Source organism: Streptomyces sp. NPDC048566 (assembly GCF_043199735.1).
GTDB lineage: Bacteria > Actinomycetota > Actinomycetes > Streptomycetales > Streptomycetaceae > Streptomyces.
The window spans coordinates 1-15,236 of the sequence record NZ_JBICWL010000015.1; the positions used below are offsets into that span (position 1 = coordinate 1).

Sequence of the window (15,236 nt, forward strand, 5' to 3'; positions counted from 1 at the left end):
GCGCACCGCGGACACCAAGCTGACCTGTGTGCCCGGCGGCGAGTTCGCCGACCGCGTCGAGCTGAAGGCCACCTACAAGGGCGCCGCCGCAGGCACCACCGCACAGAGCCGAAGAAAGAGGGAGCCACCCATGCCCAAGGACACCCCCCGGAAGAGGACGAACAGCCAACTGGGGACCACCGCCGCGCTCCTCGCGCTGGCCCTCGCCGTCTCCGGCTCGCTGCTCTCCGGGCCGGCGCTCGTGATCGTCATGTCGGTCATCGGCCTCGGCCTGGTCGGCTGCGCCGCCAAGCTCGGAGCCGACATCGCGGCGAGCAAGCGATGAGCGCCGCCGGCGTCGTCCGCGCCTCGGGCCTCACCAAGCAGTTCGGCCCGGTCACCGCCGTGCAGGACGTGACCTTCGAGGTCCGCCCCGGCCGGGTGACCGGACTGCTCGGCCGCAACGGCGCCGGCAAGTCCACCTCCCTGCGCATGCTGCTCGGCCTGGTCCGCCCCACCGCGGGCACCGCGACGATCTTCGGCCACGCCTACGCCGAACTGCCCCACGCGGCACGCCGGGTCGGCGTCTGCATGGACGGCATCGGCCCCACCCCCGGCGCCTCGGGCCGCCGGGACCTGCGGATCTGGGCCCGCGCGCTCGGCGTCACGGACTCCCGCGTCGACGAGGTGCTGGAGCGCGTCGGCCTCACCGACGGCGCCGACCGCGCCGCCAAGACCTACTCCACGGGCATGCGCCAGCGCCTGGCCCTCGCCACCGCGCTGCTCGGCGATCCCGAACTGCTCGTCCTGGACGAGCCGGCCAACGGCCTCGACCCGGACGGCATCCGCACCCTGCGCGACACGCTGCGGGCCCTGGCCGCCGAAGGCCGCACCGTCCTGGTCTCCAGCCACCTCCTCGCCGAGGTCGAGCAGACCGTGGACGACGTCGTCGTGATCCAGCGCACCCTGCGCTACTCCGGTTCCCTGGCGGAGCTCACCGCGGGCGGCACCACCCGCCTGGAAGACCGCTTCTTCGCCCTGGTGGACGGCCCCGCCGAGTCCGCCGCGCGCACCGAAAGGCCCCTCCATGCGTAATGTCCTCGCCGGCGAGTGGATGAAGGCGTGGACCGGCCGCACCTGGTCGGTCCTGGCCGCCACCGGGGTCTTCATGTCCCTGCTGACCTGCTTCGGTTACGCCTCCCAGGGGGACGAGGGCATCGCCCTCGGCCGGACCACCGCCGCGGCCGTCACCGACGACATGGCCCAGGCGTGGATGATGACCTTCCTGATGTCGGCCGTCTTCGGCGGACTCGTCGTGACCCGCGAGTACGCCTCGGGCGCCGTCGCCCGCTCGGTCCTGCTGAGCGGAGGCCGGACCCGGCTGCTGTCCGCCAAGGCCCTCGTCGCCACCGCCGCCGGCCTCCTCAACGGCCTCCTCGCCGCCGGCCTGGCCGTGCTCTGCTCCCTCACGATCCCCGGCCACTTCGGCTACGGCGCGGACTGGAGCGGCCACACCACCCGGATCGTCCTCGGCGTGGTCGCCGTCAACGCGATCGCCGCGCCCTGGGGGGCGTTCCTCGGCTGGATCATCCGCGGCCAGCTCGCCACCGTCGTCACCGTCATCGCGCTCACCCTCCTGGTGGAGCCGGGCCTCCAGGAGATCGCCCCCAAGGCGGCCGCCTACCTGCCCACCATCGCGATGAGCTCCGTGTACCTCGACGGCAAGCCCGAGCTGCTCTCGGTGCCGCTCGCGCTGCTGGTCCTCGCCGGCTGGCTCGCCGCCGCCGCGGCGACCGCCCGCCACCTGCTGCTCTCCCGCGACGTCATCTAAGGCGTGATCGACACATGTCCACCAAGACACTCCTCCGGAAAGCGGTGGCCGGACCGGCCGCCGCGCCCGCGGCCACCGCCGCGACCCCCGGCCCCGAGTTCCTCCGACGCCCGCGCGTCGCCGCGAACGTCGAGATCCACGAGCCCGTCGAGACCGGCGCGCCCTGGGTCCTCCAGCGCGGCAACCACCAGCACTTCCGCCTCCAGCCCGACATGGCACGCCTGGTCCGCGCCATGGACGGCCACCTCGACCACGACGGCCTCGCCGCCGTGCTGGGCCCGCCGTGGACCGCGCGGCACGTCGGCACCGCCGTGAGCACGCTCGCCGAGTCCCGCGTCCTCGACGACGGCACCCCCGCCGAACGCCGCAGCAACTGGTTCCGCTTCGTGCCGCCGATGACCCTCCAGTTCACCGTGGTGCGCCCCGAGCGGATGCTCGCCCGCCTCGCGCCCCTCGTCAGGCTCCTCGCCGGCCGCGCCTCGGCCGCCGTCGCCGCCCTGCTCGTCCTCGGCGGCCTCCTCGCCCTCGCCGCGACGGCACCCGCGGTGGACTCCGCGCTCGGCAGACCGCTCCCCTTCGCCGCGTACGCCGCCGTGCTGCTCGGCGTGCTCGCCACCACCGCCGTCCACGAGATCGGCCACGGCGCGGTCCTCACGTACTACGGCGGCCGGCCCAGCCGTATGGGGTTCATGCTCTTCTACATGTCGCCGGCCTTCTTCTGCGACGTCTCCGACGGCTGGCGGCTGTCCCGCAAGGAGCAGCGCGTGCGGGTCGCCCTCGCCGGCATCGCCACGCAGACGGTGATCGCCGGGGCCGCGGCCCTGACCGCCGCCTTCCTCGGCCCCTCGGACCTGCGCGACGCCGCCCTCGTGTTCGCGGTCGCCACGTACACCAGCGGCGTCGTCAACCTGCTGCCGTTCGTGAAGCTCGACGGCTACATCGCGCTCATGAGCCACCTCGACGTACCGCACCTGCGGGACCGCGCGATGACCGACGCCCGCCGCTTCCTCGCGAAGGTCCTGTTCGGCGGACGCGGCTACGCCCGCGAACTCGGCGACCGGCCCTGGGCGGTGGCCTTCGGACTGGCCTGCATGGCCTTCCCCCTCTACATCGTCGCGGGCGCCCTGACCCTGTGGTCGGACGTGTTCCAGCGGCTCGGCGTCGTCGGCACCGGCACGGTCCTGACGGCCGTCTGCTACCTCGTCTACCGGTTCGGCCTGGGATTCACCCGGCTCGCCGCCGAGGGCCGCGGGGCCGGTGCGCCCCGGTGGCGTGTGGTCACCGCCGCCGTCCTGCTCACCGCCGCGGCCGGTGCCGCGCTCGTCCTGGTGAGGCTGCCGAACACCGTCGCCGCCGGCTACGTCGCCCGGGACCCGGGCCGCGTCGAACTCGTCGTGCCCGGCTCCGCCGACCTCTCCGCCGTCCGGCCGGGCTCCACCGTCCGCCTCTACCGGTCCGGACTGATGACGCGCGAGCAGACCGGCACCGCTCGGGTCGCCGCCCTGACCCGGACCGAGACCACGGCCCCCCTGTCGACCTTCCTGCCCGTCGCCGCCACGTCGCTGGAACTGCCCGTCGTCGGCCTGCCCCTGACCGCCGGCCGCATACCGGCCGACCCGGTCGGAGCGGCGCAGGTGGACCTCGGTGAACTCCCGCTGGGCGAGTGGCTGTACGCCAAGTACGTCGCCCCCGTCTGGCGCAGGTAGGCCGCCCCCTTCCTTCCCCGTCCCGAACGGAGAGCACCATGGACCTTCGCTATCTGAACCACTGTCTGCCCGGCAATCCGTTCTACGACGTACCGGCCACCGCGGCGGCCGCCGACGCGAGCGTCTTCCCGGCCGTCACCGGCCCCCTCCCCGAGGGCTGGAGGCGCGACGACAACACCCACTGGGTCCTTCTGACCCCGCCCGGGACCGTGCTTCCCGGCCAGGGCTGGAAGATCCACGTCTCGGCGACCCCGGAGAACGCCGACCGCGTCCTGGAGACGGTCTGGGACTTCTGCGTCGCCGAGCGGGTCACCTTCAAGTTCATCCGCAGCGCGGGCCTGCTGAAACTGCGCAACAGCAAGTACGGGGACCGCGGCAGCAGCGGGAAGTTCTTCACCGTGTACCCGGCCGACGAGGGGCAGTTGGAGCGCATCCTGCACGGCCTCGGCGACATCCTCGACGGGGAGCGCGGACCCACCATCCTGAGCGACCTGCGCTGGCGCTCCGGCCCGCTGTACGTGCGCTACGGCGGCTTCGTCTCCCGGCTCGGCCGCTCGGAGACCGGTGAACTCGTCCACTGCATCGAGGACCCCGAGGGCCGGCTCGTCCCCGACGTGCGCGGCCCGTCCTTCCGGCCGCCGTCCTGGGTGGAACTCCCCGCGTTCCTCGGCGAGGCCCTCGCCGCCCGCAACGCCGGTACCCTCCACGACTTCCCGTTCCGGGCCACCAGGGCCCTGCACTTCTCCAACGGAGGCGGTGTCTACGAGGCCACCGACACCCGGGACGGCGGCCGCGTCCTGCTGAAGGAGGCCCGCCCGCTCGCCGGGCTCGACGAGGAGGGCACCGACGCCGTCGCCCGGCTCGAACGCGAGCACTGGGCGCTGGACCGGCTGGCCGGACTGGACTGCGTCCCACCCCTCGTGGACTACCGCAAGGGCAACGAACACTGGTTCCTGGCCCGCGCGTACGTGGACGGCAGGCCGCTCGCCCGGGAGATCCTCAGCCGCAACCCGCTCGTCAACGACGACCGCACCGACGGCGCCTTCGCCGCCTACACGGACTGGGCGCTGGCCGTCCTCGACCAGGTCGAGCGGGGTGTGGAGGCCATGCACGCCCAGGGCGTGGTCTTCGGCGACCTGCACCCCAACAACATCCTCGTCCGCTCCGACGACACCATCGCCTTCATCGACCTGGAGACCGCGACCCCGGTGGAGGCGCAGTCCGCCCAGGCCATCGGTGCCCCCGGCTTCCGCGCCCCCGCCGGCTACCGGGGAACCGCCGTCGACCGGTACGCCCTCGGCTGCGTCCGGCTCGGCGTCTTCCTGCCGCTGACGGTCATGGCCACCTGGGGGCCGGCCAAACTGGACCAGCTGATCGGCCTGGTCACCGACCACTTCCCGGTGCCCGCCGACTTCGCCCGGCGGATCCTGGACGACCTCGGCACCGACGCCGGCCCCGGCCGGCTCCCCGAGACCGACCGCGCACCCCTGTGGAGCGAACCCACCCCCGCCACCTGGCCCGCCCTGCGGGCCACCCTCGCCGCAGACCTCGTCGCCGCCGCCACCCCGCACCGCGAGGACCGGCTCTTCCCCGGCGACATCGAGCAGTTCTCCGTGCCCGGCGGTGGCGCCACCTTCGCCTTCGGCGCGGCGGGCGTGCTGTGGACGCTGGCCGAGCTGGGCCTCGCGCCGGCCGAGGAGCACGTGGCCTGGCTGACGGACGCCGCCGCGCGCGCCACCACGATGGGACCCGGCTTCTACGACGGCCTGAGCGGCGTGGCCTACGCCCTGGAGCGACTGGGCCGCGCCGAGGACGCGGCCGCCGTGATGGACCGGGTCCGCCGGGCCCCGCTCGCCGACCTCGACCACAGCCTCTTCGGCGGACTCGCCGGCGTCGCGCTGACCCACCTGCACTTCGGCGACACCGACGAGGCGGCCCGGATCGCCGCGCTCGTCGCCGACCGGGCGCCGGGCGGGGGCGCGGGCCGGCCGCGGCCCGGGCTGCTGCACGGCGAGGCGGGCGGCGCGCTGCTCATGCTCCGGCTGCACGAAGCCACCGACGACCCCAAGTACCTGCATCTGGCGGGCGAGTTGCTGCGGAACGACCTCGCCGCGGCGGGCCGTCCGGGGGAGCCGGGGAAGCCGGGGGAGGCTGCGCCGGAGGCGGCGGCATCCACCGACGCTCCGTGGAAGGTGCCGTTCCTGGCCTTCGGCGGGGCCGGCCTCGGCATGGTGGTCCAGGAGGCGGTGCGCAGGCTGCCCGACCCGGAGTTCCTCCGGGCCGGGGACGCCTTGCGGGAGGTGGCGGGCCCCTCCTTCATGCTGAACGGGGGGCTCTTCCACGGCCGGGCCGGGGCCCTCCTGGCGCTGTCCCACCTGCACGACGGCTCCGCCGCCACGGACCGGGCGCTGGAGCGCCACCTGGAGACCCTCGGCCGCCACGTGGTGCGCTGCGACGGTCACCTCGCCTTCTTCGGCGACCACTCGCTGCGGCTGTCCGCGGACCTGGCGACGGGCACCGCCGGTGTGCTCCTCGCGATGGAGTCGGCCCTCGGCGGCGGGCGACCCGGTCTGCCGTTCCTCGCAAGGGCCCCACGATGACCGACCGTTCCCCGGGGAACCTCTCCACGTACCACTTCGTCCTCGCCCCGGACGGCCGCGCCCCCGAGGGATCGGCACCGGAACTGGCCGCGGTGCGGCTGCTGTCGCTCCTGCCGCCGGACTGGCGCTACGAGCCCGAGTTCCCCGGCGAGACGGTGTCCCTGCGCCTCACCCCGCCCCCCGGAACCACCGAGGCCACCGCGCACACCGTCTTCGCCCGCACCCTGACGGAGCCCGCCCTGACAGGCTGGACCTGGACGAACCGACCGTGAAGCGCGCGGACGGGGGGCGGTGCGTACCGGTAACGACCCGCCGGGGTACCCCCGGCGGGGGCGCTGCGCGGTAACCATCCGCTGGGTACCCCGGCCGGGGGCGCTCCGCGGTAACCATCCGCCGGGTACCCCGGGAGGGGGCTGGCGGGGACTGCTCGGGGGCCTTGTCCGGACAGGGCGGGGCGCTCGGTGAGGGCTCTGCTCGGGGGCCGATCGGGCGTGACCGGTCCGGGCGTGACCGGTCCGGGCGTGACCGGTCCGGGCGTGACCGGTCCGGAGGAGGGCAGTCCGGGCGGGGCCCGTTCGGGTGGGGGGCTCTCCGCGCGAGGCTCGTCCGGACGGGGCTCTCCGAGCGAGGCTCGTCCGGGCGGGGGCACCCGCCCAGGTCCGCCCAGCCAGGGCCGTCCAGCCGGGGCGTCGTCCAGTCCGTCGACCCCATGCCGGGGGGCAGTGCGGCTGGGCCGAGCACGCGGATGCACGAGGCGCCCACGCATGCACGAGGCGCCCACGCACGCCTCGTCACGTCGTCTCGCGCTGCCCGAGCGCGCTTTACGCCGGCGTTCACGGCAGCCAGGCGGCGCTGGGAGGAGGCGTGGTCTGCCGGCAGTGACGGACATCGGACGCGGCACGGCCTGCCGGGAGTCGCAGACGTCGCGGAGGACGTCCGTGGCAAGTCCGCCGATACCTAAGGGTTTCAGAGGTCGTCTTCATCGACGGGTTCCGGTTCGCGGACGTAGGCGACGTCGAGGACGTAGCGTTCGGTGACGGGGCAGGTGTTCCATGCCCGGTTGAGGTGCTCTTCGAAGCCGTCGTCCGCGGGGTGGTCGAGGCTGAGTTCGTGGTAGTCCGCGGTCGCCTGGCGGCCTTCCCACCAGGCGTGGCCCTCGTAGACGCCGGGGCGGGGCAGGGTCATTTCCCCCGCAGGCCCGTACGTGAGCTGGTTGACGACGAGGATGCCGGTTTCGGACTCGATGCCGACGGAGACCCTGCCTTCAGCATCGGCGGGCGGGGCCGGTGGCGTGTCCCAGACGCGGATGGCGACCTCGACGTCGATGTCGGGTTGCAGACTGAGGAGGTACAGGTGATAGCCGTTGCCGGCCACCACCTGCGTGCGTGCGACGGCCATGGCGTCGTCGTCACCGAAGTAGGCGTCGGCATCGTAGACCTCAATGACGCGGCGGGCCGGTGTTGCCTTGCACCTGTACTCGGCCAGGAGCGCCATAGGCCTCTGCCCTTCGCCTGGTTGACACCCCCGCAGGGCGAGACATCATCGTCCGCAATCCGGTTCAGGCTGTACAAGTCGTCATCGAGTCCGCGACCGCCGTTCCCGCGTCGCCGCCGTCGATCAGCCCGCCGGAGAACCGGGGCGCGCCCTCGGCGCATGCGCAACGCCGGTCGGAGGCAGGTGGGAGGCGGTGGTCTGGTCACTCAGGTACGCACGCAGAAGCAGGTGAGGCGCCTACTCAAGAGTAGGCGCCTCACCTGCTGTTTTGACTGTCGGGGTGGCGGGATTTGAACCCACGACCTCTTCGTCCCGAAGCAACTTGGGCAAGGGTGCTGCCTTGGGCTGGGGCGCCTCTTACCTGCGCTGATAGTCCGTAGACGTCCGAGCTTGTTCGCCGTTGTTCGTGGGCGTTGTCACGCAGTTAGACACTCACCCCGTCGCTGCCGCCAGAGATCTGGCGCGCCAGCTCCTCAACAACCTGGGGCACGACACGTTGGGCGCCCTCGTCTTGCAGCGCCTCGGCAAGTGCTTGATGGACCACCGCGAACGGCTGCCCCGCATGTGAGACGCGGGTCCGGTCAACCGCCCGCTCGATCTTCGCGAGGTGGGCTTCCACGATCGGCATTGCCTTCTCGTACTCGCTGGGGTCCGTGGCCATGGGCTCAGACGAACAGGACGGGGCGTTGAGGTCAAACCGGAGGTGAGCCATCAGCTTGGGAATCAGCGGAGCTCGGCGTCGAAACCCCCCTCTCACCAGGTATCCCGCGTGGTGAGGGGCCGCCCTGGTTGCTGACAGGGTGCTGGCGTTGTCCGCTGTGCACCGCCCTACCTGGCACGGTTCTGGCACGTGGGACTGCTTGCTTGGCGTCGCTGTCAGTGGCTGCCTGTACCTTCATTTTGTAGGTGCTGCTCCGAGTTTGCAGGGCGGCCCCAGGCCCTCGTCGTGTGTGAGCACCGGGCGCGCGCGGCTCTGCGCACGCGGTGTGGGCAACTGGAGGCGAAGCCGCTAAGGTGTAGATGTAGATAGTGAGTAAGGACCACCTAAGTGGTCGCGGGGAGAACGCTTGGTCTGCTGCCAGACCCTTCCGATATATCGGTTGAAGCGCCCCGGGCCTCTTAGGTGGTCCTTCTCGTCGTCTACAGGCCTTCGGCGGGCCACCAAGGGAGGGACGTGAACGTCGCTTCGTTGCCGAGGATCTTAAATCCGTAGTTGCGGCTCACTCCGCCACCGCTGCGACGGATCTGGTGCCGCACGCTCAGGAGGTGCGCGGGTTCGTAGCCGCCATACCTGTCAGGTCGGATAGCCGCGCTCAACATGCCAGCGTATTGGTCGGCGGCCTGAAGGCCGTCCCATTTCGCCTGGTCCTCGAACGTCGGTTGTCCGCGTAGCAAGCTCCAGGGGATGTAGCCAGGGTTCTTCGTTGGCTTGATCTTGAAGTAGTTGCAGGTGGTGCGGTGATCGAACCCCCGCACATGCCCGAACTTCACTACGAGGTCCCGCGCGCCCCCCTCCCAGTGCCCGGCCGCGAGAAGTAGCCGTTCTAGTGCGATGCCTGCGGCGAAGTTGTAGAAGATCACTTGATCTCGACGCATGCCGGCGTGAGCGGGAATGGCTGCCTTCTCGACCACGACGTAGACGATCTTGACGTCCTGCAGCTGCGCCAGTGTTCCGGCTACGTACTGGCGTCGCGGATAGACCTTGACGTGATCCTTCCAATGCAAAGCCTTGCCAGGCGGCACCTTTAGGTCGCGCCGCAACTGTGACATCGCCGCGCGCATCTGGGCTTCCTGCTCGTCCGCGATCACCAGTGCGGCGAAAGAGAAGTAGGGAGATGCCGAAGCGGAGATGCCGCGGTCGCCGGTCTCGTCTATGTATGCCCTGACAAGCTGGCGTGTGGGCATCTCACTCCTTGGGCGTACGATATGACGTGCGGTTAGCAGTAAGTTACACCAGAGATCTCCAGGCCACTACTAGATGTAGTGGCCTTTTTTGATCCAGCCACTAGATCTAGTGGTTGGATCTAGGTCGGCGGAGCGGCTTTGGCCGGTGGCCTGCCCGGTTTGGGGTCGAGCATGATCAGGGGGCCGTACGCTGGCCGGCAACTCGGGCAGGCTGTGATCCTGCCCGGAATTTGAACGAGTGGCCCCCTGGTCTTGCTCGACGCGGGACCCGAACCGGGGAGGTGGCTAAAGCCGTGGAGCCGACCGCCCCAGCCACAGTGGGTTTCTCCCCACCATGGTGCTCGCTCCAGCCGCGCGACCGGCGTAGCCGGGGCCAGAGCGGGCCGAAGGCAGGAGCGTCAGGCCCCGGCGGTGAGCCGGGGAGCGCGCGGCGAGCGGAGCGAGCCGCCTTGAACCAGTAGAGAAAGTTTGAATCACGTCGTCTTCGCGGGCTCGGTGTGATCGTTCGTGCTGGGTGCTCGCCAGACGTTGGTGTAGAACGCTGGGTATGGGGAGTGAGCGGCGGGAACGAATGCGGGCGCTGGGGGCACACCTTCGAGCTCTGCGGGTTGATGCCGGCCTGACAGGTGCCGGGTTGGCGCAGCGGGCTGGGGTTGGTCAGCCGACGGTCTCCAAGGTGGAGAACGGGCGGATGGTTCCCAGCCGGGACGTCCTCGATCGGCTGTCCGGAGCTCTTGGCCTGGATGCCGCTGTTGTCTCGGAGATGCGGGCGGCGCTCACTGATGTTGAGTCGGCTGCTTCGGTGGATGCAGGAGACGATCTGTCGGGCTTGAGCGCTTCCGCGGATGCGGATGTTGACCTGGCCGTGCGCGGGGCTCGGCTCGTTCGGTCGTTCCAGTGCGTGGTTCTGCCGGCCATGCTTCAGAGCGCGGAGTACGCGCGGCACGTCTTCGCGAGCGTGCCTGGTGCGGATGCTGCCGAGGTGGGCAGGGCTGTTGCGGCCCGGGTGGAGCGGCAGAGCGTCTTGTATGAGCCCGGACGAGAGTCCGTCTTCGTGGTGACGGAGGGCGTGCTCCGGACATGGCCCGGCAGTCCTGCGCTCATGCTTGCCCAGCTCGATCGGCTGCTCGCGGTGGAGAGCCTGACCACCGTGCGGCTCGGGGTGCTCCCGTGGGACCGGCCAGTGCCGGTCATGCCGCGGCACGGCTTCACGTTGTGCGATCGGGAGACGGTGGTCGTGGAGACGTTCCGGGACGAGCGGGCGGAGAAGGGTCCGGACGTGTTGGCCTCGTGCGAGGAGACGTTCGCCCAGTTCGAGGGTGCGGCCCTCTTCGGTGGTGAGGCGCGCGAACTGCTGATGCGGATCATGGGTGATCTGCGAGCCCTGCCCGAGGACGTCACTCCATAGAGGAATAATTCCTCTGAATGCCTAGAAGCTTGGGGCGCCTAGGAATATTCTGCCTGCGTGCTGTCTAGCCCTCTAGACGAGGAGTGTTCCTCTTGCTTGCGAAGTGGTGCCGTCCGTTCCCTGGCCTGCCGCAACAGGTCGCTGAAGCCCGATACTTCGTCGCCGCCCTGATGGAGGCCGAGGGTCCCCGCATGGTGGAGAACGCCGTCCTCATCGTCAGCGAGCTGGCGTCCAATGCCGTCCGGCATTCCCGGAGTGGCCGTAAGGGCGGCTGGTTCCTGGTGATCGTCGTGCTCGATGACGACCGAGTGCGCATCGAGGTGATCGACGAGGGGGGTCATGACAGGCCCCAACTCCTCGCCGCCAATGACTGGGAGGAGGAGGGCGGGCGCGGGCTGTTGCTGATGGCGACCTGCGCCAAGGACTGGGGAGTGAAAGAGCGGATGCATGGCCGGTCCGTCTGGGCCGAGCTCGCGCGAGCCGGCGCGTGATCCCCGTGGTTCTGCCCGCCTGCGTTGCATGCCCCGTGGGCGGCGGGGGGTGAGTCCACGTGGAGTCCCTGGCTATCGGTCCGGCTTCTATGTGGTTGAAGTTCGTACGGGTCGGCGTCTCCCGCCCGAATCGTCTAGAGCCCTAGACTCCTGGATGCATCTAGGAGGTACAGGCATGTCGGACGAGCTGCAAAGGATCGCGGCCATCGATGATCCGTACTTGCTGCTGCGTGAGGTCACGACCAGGTTGGCCGACGCTCAGCAGGAGGTTACGGAGCTCGCTCGGCTGCGCCGACGCGTAGTGCAGGACCTGCATGCGCAGGGACTGTCGTACGCGCAGATTGCAGCGAAGGCCGGTCTGAGCCGTGGGCGCATCCATCAGATTCGGCATACGGGGCCCGCTCCCGAAGGGGCCTTTCTCGGGCGAGGTGGCGTCATCGTGGCCACTCCTCTGCGTCGCGACGACGAGCGTGGGCGCACGGTGGTCGCTGTGGACGACGTCAGTTCGGGCAAGCGCCTGGAGGACCTGGCACGGTCGTACGGGCTCGATGTCAGGTCCGAGCACGTGTCGGTGAGTGGCGAGATCGACCTCGACCGAGACGGCCTGGTCGTGGTTTGCGGCCCCCGGATGTCCCAGCAGATGTGGGACACCTACGGCCAAGATCCGGTGCTTCGCTGGAAGCAGGCGGACGATGGGCCGTGGACGGTCGTCGACGGGCGCACGGGCACCGTGTATCGGTCGGGGCAGGACAGCGACCCGGCTCGCCCGTATGACGTGGGATACCTCGGCAGGCTGCGTCGACCGGATGGGGCGGGCTCGCTCTTGGCCATCGCCGGAATCCACACTCAAGGCTCCCTCGGCGTAGTCCAGTTGCTTTCCTCGGACCTGAACAGCCTCTGGGGGCAGGTCGGTGAGCATCGCTTCTCCACTCTCGTTGGAGTGGAGTACGACTCCGAAACCGGAGAACCCCGAAGCGTCGAACTACTCTGCCCGCTCTACCGTCACGACGAGGAGCCGGCGGCGTGACGATCGCTCTGGCCTCGCTCCCCGCGGCATCCGATGTGCCGAACGAGGATTTCGCCGCCGCCTCATCCGGGGCGGCGGTCCTCCTCGATGGTGCGGGGGTGGCCGGAGGTGAGACCGGCTGCAAGCACGGCGTCGCCTGGTTCTCCGCAACGCTGGGCGGGGTTCTGCTCGGCACACTCGTCGAGCAGCCGGGCCTCCCGCTGGCCGATTGTCTGAGTCATGCGATCCGCACTGTCGGGTCCCTGCATGAGGATGACTGCGACCTGCGCCACCCGGCCAGCCCAACCAGTACCGTCGTCGCCGCGAGGACCAGGGCGGGTGCTCTGGACTACCTCGTCCTGGGAGACTCGGCGCTCCTCTTGGCCGCTCGTGACGGCACGGTCGCCGTCGTCACGGACCGACGGTTGGACGAGGTGGGTAAGCAACTGCGCGGGCTCGTTGATGCCTTGCCCACGGGGTCGCCCGAACACGCTGCCGCTCTTGCCGAGTACAGGACTGCCCTTACCCGGCTGCGCAACCGGCCCGAAGGCTTCTGGATTGCCGGGCCCGACCCGGAAGCGGCTCAACATGCGCTCACGGGTTCTGTCCCGCTGGACTCCTTGGCGTCTGTGGCTCTGATGAGCGACGGGGCCACCCGCCTTGTAGACCGGTTCGAACTCGCCACATGGCATGAGCTGTTCGCGCTCGTCGCCGCGTCTGGTCCTGCCGAGGCAATCCGCCAGGTGCGCGACGCGGAAGCCGGTGACCCTGACGGCCGGCGCTGGCCTCGGGGCAAGGCCCGTGACGATGCCACGGTGGTGCACTGGGTGCTGCCGTAGTCGCTGCGCAACACCGTCTTGCGTACCCCCCTAGACAGTTGACGGGTCGTCGGCTTACTGTTGTCGTCAACCCCCCTAGACAGTTAGGGGTGGCCACTCCCTTGCTGTCTAGGGGGGTATCCAATCGAGATGGCGTCGGAAGCGGCGCCACAGACTCAGTGAGGTCAACAGAATGCGTGTCATCCCCGTGGACACTTCGGCCGCGACGCTGCTCGTCACCAAGCTGCCCGAGGTGAAGATCAAGGACCGGCAGACGGGCGAGATCGCCGTGGACCCGGTGACCAACGACCGGTTGATGGTGCTGGAGGTGGTGTTCATCGCCCAGGGCGGCTCGGACATGGTCAAGGTGACCGTGCCGGCCAAGGGCGTCGGCGAGGGCCTGGTCATGGGTACGCCGGTGATTCTCTCCGGCCTGGTCGCACGGCCGTGGGAGAGCGAGTTCGGTGGTCGTGCGCGGCACGGGATCGCCTACCGGGCCGATGCCGTCATGGCCAACGTCCCCGCCTCGGTGCAGGGCTGAACGCCATGATCGACTCCGTGTGGACGCTGCTCTTAGGGCTGGTGGCCCTGGCCGTCATCTTGCAGGTGTTGCGGCACCGCTTGCCGGTCGTCTTCTGGTGGCTCATCGGCTATCCCGTCGTCGCGCTACGGGTGCTCACCACCTACCGCGCCACCATGGACGCGTGCGGCTTGACCGTCCCTGCTTCGGCTGTGCGTCGGGCAACGGCCCGGATGATGGGGCGGGAGGCGTCGCCCGTGCCGCCGCGCCGGTCGCTTCCCCTGCCCACCGGCTCGGGGCTCGTGATGCGACTGCGCATGGCGACCGGGCAGGCGCCGGAGGACTTCGCCGCCTCCGCCGATCGGTTGCGCCACGCCTGGGCGGCGCACGCCGTCCACATTCGCCCCACCAAGCCCGGACGCCTCGAACTGCGGCTCATCGGCTGGGACGTACTCGCCAACGTGCGTCCGGCACGGCGCCGGTTCTCCGGCGGACCGCTGACCTTGCCTCTCGCCCTGCGGGACGACGGGAGTTGGCACGTACGGGACTTTCGCACCGTGCCGCACGAGCTGATCCTCGGTGCCACTCAGTCCGGCAAGTCCGTCTACCTGCGCAATCTGTTGTGCGGTCTGGCCCGACAGCGGGTCGTTCTCGTCGGCATCGACTGCAAGTGGGGCGTTGAACTGGCGCCGTTCGCGCCCCGGTTGTCGGCGCTCGCCGATACCTCGGACCGTGCGAACGAACTCCTGGACGTGCTCCTGGAGGAGATGGAGGAGCGGTTCCGGCTGATCGGTGTCACCTCTGGAGCGGGTCCGGACGCCGTGCTCACCTCCGATGTGTGGGGCCTTCCCGACGCTGTGCGGCCCGTACCGATCGTGATCGTTGTCGACGAGGTGGCGGAACTCTTCCTCGCCGCGAGCCGCGACGACGAAAAGCGCCGGGACGCCATGGTGACCAAGCTGATCCGCATCGCCCAGCTCGGCCGCGCCGCGGGCATCTACCTGGAGGTGTGCGGACAGCGGTTCGGCTCCGAACTCGGCAAGGGCGCCACCATGCTGCGGGCCCAGCTCACGGGCCGCGTCTGCCACCGGGTCAACGACGAGTCCTCGGCCAACATGGCCCTTGCCGATATCTCCCCCCAGGCAGCGCTCGCCGCGACCGGCATTCCCGCCGACCGCCCCGGCGTGGCCGTGGTCGGAGACTCCTCGGGCGGCTGGTCCCGCGCCCGCTCGCCACACCTCACGCTGGACGACGCCGCGGCCGTCTGTCGCGCCACCGTCGACCTGGTTCCGAACCTGCCTCGCCTCGCCGCCTTCCGGCCGGCCGTCGCTCCGGAGGCCGTGGAGAAGTCCACGCCCTCCACCACTGCCGCGACCGCCTCGCGCCCGGTGACCGAGTAACGACACCGCTTTCCCCCGGTTCGGCGTGACCGCCTCGCGCCGCGTCCCTACCCCTCCCATGCCTCGAACCGGAAGGAG

Annotated in this window: 14 protein-coding genes and 1 pseudogene; 12 read left to right on the forward strand and 3 right to left on the reverse strand. The window is 70.4% G+C overall.

The annotated features are described in order from the left end of the window. From ACGFS9_RS21855 to ACGFS9_RS21880, 6 genes and pseudogenes are all read left to right on the forward strand, one after another. Positions 1 to 325: pseudogene (locus tag ACGFS9_RS21855) on the forward strand (hypothetical protein); the annotation flags it as partial. Beyond that, a complete protein-coding gene (locus ACGFS9_RS21860; protein WP_393255375.1) occupies positions 322 to 1,074 on the forward strand; it encodes an ABC transporter ATP-binding protein in 753 nt (250 codons plus the stop codon). The pseudogene ACGFS9_RS21855 and the gene ACGFS9_RS21860, both read left to right, overlap by 4 nt. Further along, positions 1,067 to 1,810: an ABC transporter permease gene (locus tag ACGFS9_RS21865; protein WP_393255376.1), complete on the forward strand. Its 744-nt coding sequence runs from the start codon at positions 1,067 to 1,069 to the stop codon at positions 1,808 to 1,810. The genes ACGFS9_RS21860 and ACGFS9_RS21865 overlap by 8 nt, the downstream gene beginning before the upstream one ends. Positions 1,811 to 1,824: 14 nt before the next feature. After that, positions 1,825 to 3,516 carry a daptide biosynthesis intramembrane metalloprotease gene (gene mpaP / locus ACGFS9_RS21870; protein ID WP_393255378.1) on the forward strand — a complete coding sequence of 564 codons (1,692 nt, stop codon included), beginning with the start codon at positions 1,825 to 1,827 and terminating at the stop codon, positions 3,514 to 3,516. A gap of 38 nt (positions 3,517 to 3,554) precedes the next feature. Next, complete coding sequence (lanKC, locus tag ACGFS9_RS21875) at positions 3,555 to 6,116, forward strand: class III lanthionine synthetase LanKC (protein WP_393255379.1); 2,562 nt, start codon at positions 3,555 to 3,557, stop codon at positions 6,114 to 6,116. After that, complete coding sequence (locus ACGFS9_RS21880; protein ID WP_393255380.1) at positions 6,113 to 6,388, forward strand: hypothetical protein; 276 nt, start codon at positions 6,113 to 6,115, stop codon at positions 6,386 to 6,388. Before lanKC ends, ACGFS9_RS21880 begins: the two co-directional genes overlap by 4 nt. Positions 6,389 to 7,082: 694 nt before the next feature. On the opposite strand, the gene ACGFS9_RS21885 is transcribed toward ACGFS9_RS21880, so the two are convergent. The 3 genes from ACGFS9_RS21885 to ACGFS9_RS21895 all read right to left on the reverse strand — a co-directional run bounded on the left by ACGFS9_RS21885 (position 7,083) and on the right by ACGFS9_RS21895 (position 9,515). Beyond that, positions 7,083 to 7,610: a hypothetical protein gene (locus ACGFS9_RS21885; protein ID WP_393255382.1), complete on the reverse strand. Its 528-nt coding sequence runs from the start codon at positions 7,608 to 7,610 to the stop codon at positions 7,083 to 7,085. A 424-nt stretch (positions 7,611 to 8,034) separates the two neighbouring features. Further along, positions 8,035 to 8,271 (reverse strand): hypothetical protein, encoded by a 237-nt coding sequence (locus ACGFS9_RS21890; RefSeq protein WP_362949302.1) that lies wholly within the window; start codon positions 8,269 to 8,271, stop codon positions 8,035 to 8,037. Between the two features lie 479 nt (positions 8,272 to 8,750). Then, positions 8,751 to 9,515 (reverse strand): DUF3800 domain-containing protein, encoded by a 765-nt coding sequence (locus ACGFS9_RS21895; RefSeq protein ID WP_228182105.1) that lies wholly within the window; start codon positions 9,513 to 9,515, stop codon positions 8,751 to 8,753. Positions 9,516 to 10,149: 634 nt separating this feature from the next. Between ACGFS9_RS21895 and ACGFS9_RS21900 the strand changes: the two genes are divergently transcribed. The 6 genes from ACGFS9_RS21900 (at position 10,150) to ACGFS9_RS21925 (ending at position 15,158) form a co-directional block, all read left to right on the forward strand. Further along, positions 10,150 to 10,923, forward strand: a complete 774-nt coding sequence (locus ACGFS9_RS21900; RefSeq protein WP_393255384.1) for a helix-turn-helix domain-containing protein — start codon at positions 10,150 to 10,152, stop codon at positions 10,921 to 10,923. A gap of 92 nt (positions 10,924 to 11,015) precedes the next feature. Continuing rightward, on the forward strand, positions 11,016 to 11,414 hold the full coding sequence (locus ACGFS9_RS21905) for an ATP-binding protein (protein ID WP_393255385.1): 399 nt from the start codon (positions 11,016 to 11,018) through the stop codon (positions 11,412 to 11,414). A gap of 175 nt (positions 11,415 to 11,589) precedes the next feature. Beyond that, complete coding sequence (locus tag ACGFS9_RS21910) at positions 11,590 to 12,441, forward strand: sigma-70 family RNA polymerase sigma factor (RefSeq protein WP_393255387.1); 852 nt, start codon at positions 11,590 to 11,592, stop codon at positions 12,439 to 12,441. After that, positions 12,438 to 13,259, forward strand: a complete 822-nt coding sequence (locus ACGFS9_RS21915; RefSeq protein ID WP_393255388.1) for a protein phosphatase 2C domain-containing protein — start codon at positions 12,438 to 12,440, stop codon at positions 13,257 to 13,259. Before ACGFS9_RS21910 ends, ACGFS9_RS21915 begins: the two co-directional genes overlap by 4 nt. Before the next feature lie 172 nt (positions 13,260 to 13,431). Continuing rightward, the gene (locus ACGFS9_RS21920) at positions 13,432 to 13,779 is read left to right on the forward strand and encodes a hypothetical protein (RefSeq protein WP_393255390.1); all 348 of its coding nucleotides are present in this window, start codon (positions 13,432 to 13,434) and stop codon (positions 13,777 to 13,779) included. A gap of 5 nt (positions 13,780 to 13,784) precedes the next feature. Continuing rightward, positions 13,785 to 15,158, forward strand: coding sequence for an FtsK/SpoIIIE domain-containing protein (locus ACGFS9_RS21925; protein WP_393255391.1), 1,374 nt, complete (start codon positions 13,785 to 13,787; stop codon positions 15,156 to 15,158). The last annotated feature ends 78 nt before the right edge of the window (positions 15,159 to 15,236 follow it).